Consider the following 6,014-nt stretch of genomic DNA (forward strand, 5'->3'; position numbering starts at 1 on the left):
GGTCGGCCGGTCGTCAGGACGTCTTGGTCCAGTCGCCGCAGCCGACGGACTTGAAGTAGCCGTCCTTGGCGGAGATCTTGACGATGGCCGTCCCGGTCACGTTGTCGTTCGCGAGGATGCCGTTCATGCCGTGGCCGGCGTCCTTCGAGCGCTCCCAGTAGCACCCGGCGTCCTTGTTGCCCGTGGACTTGTAGGTGCCGGGCGCCACGTCGACGCCGACCTTGAACATGCCGCCGTCGCCCTTGAGCGTGCTCCCGGGGGTGCCGGTGGCCTTCGCGTTCACGGCCTCCCAGGTCGAGCAGCCCGTGGACTTGAAGAACTTGTCGCTCTTCTTGAGCTCGACGTAGGCCGTGCCCGTCACGTTGTCGTTCGCGAGGATCGAGTCGAGCTCGCCGGTGGCGTCCTTCGAGCGCTCCCAGTAGCACATCGCGTCCTCGTTGCCCGCCGAGCGGTAGAGGCCGGGCTGGACGTCGGAGCCGACCTCGAAGTCGCCGTCCCCGTCGATCGTGACGGCCTTCTTCTCCGGCGCCTTCGACTCCGGCGCCTTCGAGCCGGAGCCCGTCGCCTTCCCGCCCGCGGAGGCCGACGCGGAGGGCTTCGCCTCGGCGCCGCCCTCGTCCCCGCCCCCGCCCATCGCCGCGCCGACGGCGACGACGACCACGACCGCTCCGGCGGCGGTGAGGACCTTGTGGCGGGCGAACCAGCTGCGCTGCGTCTGAGACTTCGACATGGCTGTGAACACCTTTCAGGTGTCTAGGGATTCTCGGGGACTCCGTGTTTCGATGTCGTAATCACAACAGAGGCTGTGAACCGAGTCAACCATGTTCACGAAGTTCGGATCGACTCACGCCGTGAACGCGTCCGGTCGGTATGCTCGACGCTCACACGACGCGTGCGCAGGACGCGGTCATGAGACACACGAGCGGGAGGACGGAGGGTGCAGGTGCCCGAGGACAGCGCTACAGAGGTCACCGCCGCCGGGATCGCCCGGCTCGCGGGCGTCGGCAGAGCCGCCGTCAGCAACTGGCGCCGCCGCCACACCGACTTCCCCAAACCCGTGGGCGGCACCGAGACCAGCCCCTCCTTCTCCCTCGCCGAGATCGAGCGGTGGCTCCGCGACCAGGGCAAGCTCGCCGAGGTCCCGCTCCGCGAGCGCGTCTGGCAGCAGCTCGCCGGCCACCCCGCCGGCACCCTCACCGGCCTCGCCCACACCGGCTGCGTCCTGCTGCTCCTGCGCGAACGGCCCCCCGCCGTCGCCGCCCTCGCCGCCCTCCCCGACCCGCGCTTCGCCGAGGCCCTGCCCGGCGCCCTCGAAGAGGTCCTGACCACCCGCTTCGGCACCCCCAGGGCGGTCCCCACCCCCACCGCGGGCCAGCTCGCCCCCGCCGCCCCGCTGCTCCGCGCCGCCGTCGAGCTCGCCGCCGAACTGGGCGGCCCCCGGCAGGCGTTCGAGTTCCTCCTCGGCCGCCACCTGGACGCCAACCCCCGCCAGTACACGCTCACCCCGCCGCCGCTCGCCGAGCTGATGGCCGCCCTCGCGGCCGCCGCCACCGCGAGCGCCGGCGACCCGCCCGCCGGCGTCCTCCTCGACCCGGCCTCCGGCACCGGCGGCCTCCTCCGCGCCGCAGCCCACCCCGCCACCCTCGCCGTCCAGGACGCCGACCCCGGTCTCGCCGCGCTCTCCGCGCTCCGCCTCGCCCTCCACGGCGACGCCGACATCCGCTCCGCCGCCGGCGACACCCTCCGCGCCGACGCCTTCCCCGAGCTGCGCGCCGACACCGTCCTCGCCCACCCGCCGTTCAACGAGCGCGCCTGGGGCCACGACGAACTCGCCTACGACCCCCGCTGGGAGTACGGCTTCCCCGCCCGCACCGAGTCCGAGCTCGCCTGGGTCCAGCACGCCCTGGCCCGGCTCCGCGACGGCGGCACCGCCGTCCTCCTCATGCCCCCCGCCGTCGCCTCCCGCCGCTCCGGCCGCCGCATCCGCGCCGACCTGCTGCGCCGGGGCGCCCTGCGGGCCGTCATCGCCCTCCCGGCCGGCGCCGCGCCCCCGTACGGCATCCCGCTCCACCTCTGGGTCCTGGTCCGGCCCGCCGCCGACCGCCGCCCCCCGGCCGAGGCCCTCTTCGTCGACACCGCCGGGCTCGTGCCCGACGCGGGCCGCGACAAGCTCCCCTGGACGGTTCTGCAGAACGCGGTCCTCGACGCCTGGGCCGGACGCGACGGCGACGACACCCTCGCCCGCGCGGTCCCCGTCATCGAACTCCTCGACGACGAGGTCGACCTCGCCCCCGCCCGCTACCTCACCGCCCCCGACGCGGGCGGCTCCGCCGCCGAACTCGCCGCCGTCCGCGAGCGCCTGGACGCCACCCTGCGCAGCACCCTCGCCCTCGCCCCGACCCCCGAGCCGGCCCGCCCCGCCCCCCGCCCGCTCACCACCGTCGGCGAACTCGCCCGCACCGGAGCCCTCCAGCTCCGCACCGGCGGCCAGGGCACCGCCCCCGCCGGCCGCGAGGTCCCCGTCCTCACCGAGCACGACGTCCTCACCGGCGCCGCCCCCTCCGGCACCCTCCCCGAGGCGGCCGACGGCCAGAGCGAGGAACCTGTCCTCGTCCGCGAGGGCGACGTCGTCGTCCCCGTCCTCGGCGGCGGCCCGTCCGCCCGGGTCGTCGACGCCTCCACCGCCGGCGCCGCCCTCGGCCGCAGCCTCCAGCTGCTCCGCCCCGACCCGGACGCCCTCGACCCCTGGTTCCTCGCCGGATTCCTGCGCGGCACCGCCAACAACCGGCAGGCCAGCAGCTTCGCCTCGACGGCCACCCGGCTCGACGTCCGCCGCCTCCAGCTGCCCCGGCTGCCTCTCGCCGACCAGCGCCGGCACGGCGAGCGCTACCGCTCCCTCGCCGCTTTCGAGGAGGCCCTGCGGCTCACCGCCCGACTCGGCGAGCAACTGGTCCAGGGCCTCTACGACGGGCTCGCGGACGGAAGCGTTCAGCCGGGGGGAGGTCGGGGCTAATCTCGTAGCCTGAACAGCCGTCCCAGGGGGGAATTCGCATGTACGGACAGATGCCTGCCGCTCCCGCGCCGAGACCCGGCGGTCCGTCCGCCGGGACCGTCGCCGTCCGCGTGCTCGTGGCGGCGGCCGCCGTGCTCTCCCTCGGCTTCCTCGCCTGGGTGGCGATGCTCCGCCTCGCCATCATGCGCAGGACCGTCCTCGACTGGGTCCTCTTCTGGGTCCAGGTGGCCGCCACCATCGGCTGCTTCGTCCTCCTCAACGAGGAGGACCAGAACTCCTGGCAGGTCAACGTCGGCGCGGCCCTGATCATCGTCATGGCCGCGGCCGTGACCTGGTACTACCTGGCCACCGACATCAAGCACCACCGCGCGCTCGCGGCGGCGGCAGCGGCGGCGAACCCGTACGCCCCGCCCCACGCGCACGCGCACGCGCAAACGCCCCCGCCCGGCCGCGCGCCCGCGTACGGCTACCCGCCCGTGAACCCGGCGACGGCCGCCACCGTCCCGAGCCCCTACGCCCCGCAGCCCCCGGCCCCCAACCCGTACGCGAGCACCCCGCCGGCCCCCGCCGACCCGGCGGCCCCCGTGAACACCCCCACGCCCCCGCCCTCCCCCCGCATCGACCAGGTCCGCGCCGAACTGGACGAGCTCAGCGACCTCCTCCGCAAGGAGGGCGGCCAGTGAACGGAAGGGTCGTCGGCGGCCGGTACGAGCTCTCCACCGTCATCGGCCAGGGTGGCATGGGCCAGGTGTGGACCGCGTACGACACCCGCCTCGACCGCCGGGTCGCCGTGAAGCTCCTCAGCCCCACCGTCCTCACCGGTCCCGCCACCGCCGCCGACGAACTGCGCCGCCGCTTCGTCCGCGAGTGCCGGGTCACCGCCCACGTCGACCACCCCGGCCTCGTCACCGTCCACGACGCCGGCAGCGACGAGGACGACCTGTACCTCGTCATGCAGTACCTCGACGGCGCCGACCTCGCCGACCACCTCGCCGAGCACGACCCCTACCCGTGGGAGTGGGCCGTCTGCGTCGCCGCCCAGCTGTGCGCCGTGCTCGCCGCCGTCCACGCGGTCCCGATCGTCCACCGCGACCTCAAGCCGCGGAACGTGATGGTCCGCCCCGACGGCACCGTCACCGTCCTCGACCTCGGCGTCGCCTCCGTCCTCGACACCGACACCACCCGCCTCACCCACACCGGCGAACCCATCGGCAGCCCCGCCTACATGGCGCCCGAGCAGGCCATGGGCGGCGCCGTCGGCCCCCGGACCGACCTGTACGCGCTCGGCGTCCTCCTCCACGAACTCCTCTCCGGGAACGTGCCCTTCGCCGGCTCCACCGCCCTCGGCGTCCTCCACCGCCACCTCCACGAGCCGCCCCTCCCGCTCCGCCAGGTGCGCCCCGAGGTCCCCTCCCTCCTGGAGGCCCTCGTCCTGCGCCTCCTCGCCAAGGACCCGGCCGCCCGCCCCTCCGGCGCCCACGAGGTGTACGAGGCGCTGCTCCCCCTGCTCCCCGCGCGCGGCACCCCCTCCGGCCCCATGGACCCCACCCGCCCCTTCCTCCGCCCGCACGCCCCCTGGCCCGCCGCGCCCCGTCCGGCCGCCGCTCCCGCCGCCCGCCCGGCCGTCGCGGACCCCCGGGTCTCGGTTCCCTCCCAGCCGCAGTCGCAGCCTCAGCCCTACCCCCCGGCCCCGGCCCACGCGCCCCGGCGCGCGGACGTGGCGGGCGCCGTCGAGGAGGTGAAGCGGCTCCTGAGCGAGGGCGCCCTCACCCAGGCCGTCGACATGCTCGGCGGGATCCTCCCGGCCGCCGCCGCCGAACACGGCGAGGCGTCCCCGGTCGTCCGCATCCTGCGCAAGCAGTACGCCTCCACGCTCCTGGACGACGGGCAGTACCGGCGCGCCCTGCCCGAGCTGCGCCGGCTCTCCGCCGACGACCCCGGCAACGCCCAGTTCCGCTACGACATCGCGCTCTGCCTGGAGCAGCTCGGCGAGACCGCCGACGCCCTCGCCGCCTTCCGCGCGGTCCTCCCCGCCTTCGAGCACGGCCCCGCGCAGGACCCCGGCCGGGCCTTCGACATCCGCCGCCGCACCGGCCTCCTGCTGGTCGCGACCGGACAGCACGCGGCGGGCCAGGCCGAGCTGAACAGGCTCCTCCTCGACACGGAGCGGCTCTACGGCCCCTACCACCCGCTCGCGGCGGAGCTGCGCCGCGCCCTGGAGCACCAGCGCCAACTCGGTCGCCGAGCCTGATCGTTCGGGCCGAAACGCGGTGGTCGTCCGCGGAAGGGGTGACGTACGGTCGGAAGGTGACAGATCCTCAGGTCCAGCTCAACCACACCGTCATTTACTCCTCCGACCGCTCCGCCTCCGCCGCCTTCCTCGCCGGGATCCTCGGCCTCCGGGTGGGCGCCCCCTTCGGCCCCTTCCTCCCCGTCGACCTCGCCAACGGCGTGACGCTCGACTTCTACCAGGCCGCCGAAGGGCCCATCCAGGACCAGCACTACGCCTTCCTCGTCTGCGACGAGGACTTCGACGCCATGATCGACCGCCTGGAGGCGGCCGGGGTCACCTACTACGCGGACCCGGCCCACCGGCAGCCGCACCAGGTGAACACCCTCTTCGGCGGCCGGGGCGCGTACTTCGACGATCCGGACGGCCACAACATGGAGATCATGACGGTGCCGTACGCGCGCCCGTGAGCAAGTGGTTCCGCGTGAGCGTGCGTTGACCCCCCGGTCCGGGTGCGGGAAGGCCGCGTCGCGGTCGCCCGCGAAGCGGCGTTCCACGAGGTAACCAGGGGGTTATCAAGGGGGGGGAGGGGGAGGGGTGGTTTGGCCCCCCCCCCCCCCCCCCACCCCCCCCCCCCCCCCACCCCCCCCCCGCCCCCCCCCCCCCCCCCCCCGGCCCCCCCCGCCCCTCCCGCGCGCCCTACTCCTCCCTCAGCTCCTTCAGCACCGGGAACCGGCGGGGCGCCAGCGTGAGGAGGGCCAGCAGCGCGAG

At 75.2% G+C, this 6,014-nt stretch carries 5 protein-coding genes; 4 read left to right on the plus strand and 1 reads right to left on the minus strand.

Annotation, left to right across the window (positions count from 1 at the left end):
* Positions 1-13 precede the first annotated feature (13 nt).
* The gene (locus ACFYT9_RS23190) at positions 14-730 is read right to left on the minus strand and encodes a hypothetical protein (protein ID WP_389166730.1); all 717 of its coding nucleotides are present in this window, start codon (positions 728-730) and stop codon (positions 14-16) included.
* Positions 731-943: 213 nt separating this feature from the next.
* Between ACFYT9_RS23190 and ACFYT9_RS23195 the strand changes: the two genes are divergently transcribed.
* From ACFYT9_RS23195 to ACFYT9_RS23210, 4 genes are read left to right on the plus strand one after another with little or no spacing between them, the layout of a single operon-like run.
* Positions 944-3,013: an N-6 DNA methylase gene (locus ACFYT9_RS23195; protein WP_389166732.1), complete on the plus strand. Its 2,070-nt coding sequence runs from the start codon at positions 944-946 to the stop codon at positions 3,011-3,013.
* A 38-nt stretch (positions 3,014-3,051) separates the two neighbouring features.
* Positions 3,052-3,696, plus strand: coding sequence for a hypothetical protein (locus tag ACFYT9_RS23200; RefSeq protein WP_389166735.1), 645 nt, complete (start codon positions 3,052-3,054; stop codon positions 3,694-3,696).
* Positions 3,693-5,264 carry a protein kinase gene (locus ACFYT9_RS23205; protein WP_389166738.1) on the plus strand — a complete coding sequence of 524 codons (1,572 nt, stop codon included), beginning with the start codon at positions 3,693-3,695 and terminating at the stop codon, positions 5,262-5,264. The genes ACFYT9_RS23200 and ACFYT9_RS23205 overlap by 4 nt, the downstream gene beginning before the upstream one ends.
* 56 nt (positions 5,265-5,320) lie before the next feature.
* Positions 5,321-5,713, plus strand: a complete 393-nt coding sequence (locus tag ACFYT9_RS23210; protein ID WP_389166741.1) for a VOC family protein — start codon at positions 5,321-5,323, stop codon at positions 5,711-5,713.
* Positions 5,714-6,014: the final 301 nt, after the last annotated feature.

It is taken from the genome of Streptomyces sp. NPDC004435, from assembly GCF_042873895.1.
Classification (GTDB): domain Bacteria; phylum Actinomycetota; class Actinomycetes; order Streptomycetales; family Streptomycetaceae; genus Streptomyces.

Coding starts and splice junctions, on each gene's coding strand:
- ACFYT9_RS23200 (WP_389166735.1), top strand. CDS start 3,052: ATGTACGGACAGATGCCTGCCGCTCCCGCGCCGAGACCCGGCGGTCCG.
- ACFYT9_RS23190 (WP_389166730.1), bottom strand. CDS start 730: ATGTCGAAGTCTCAGACGCAGCGCAGCTGGTTCGCCCGCCACAAGGTC.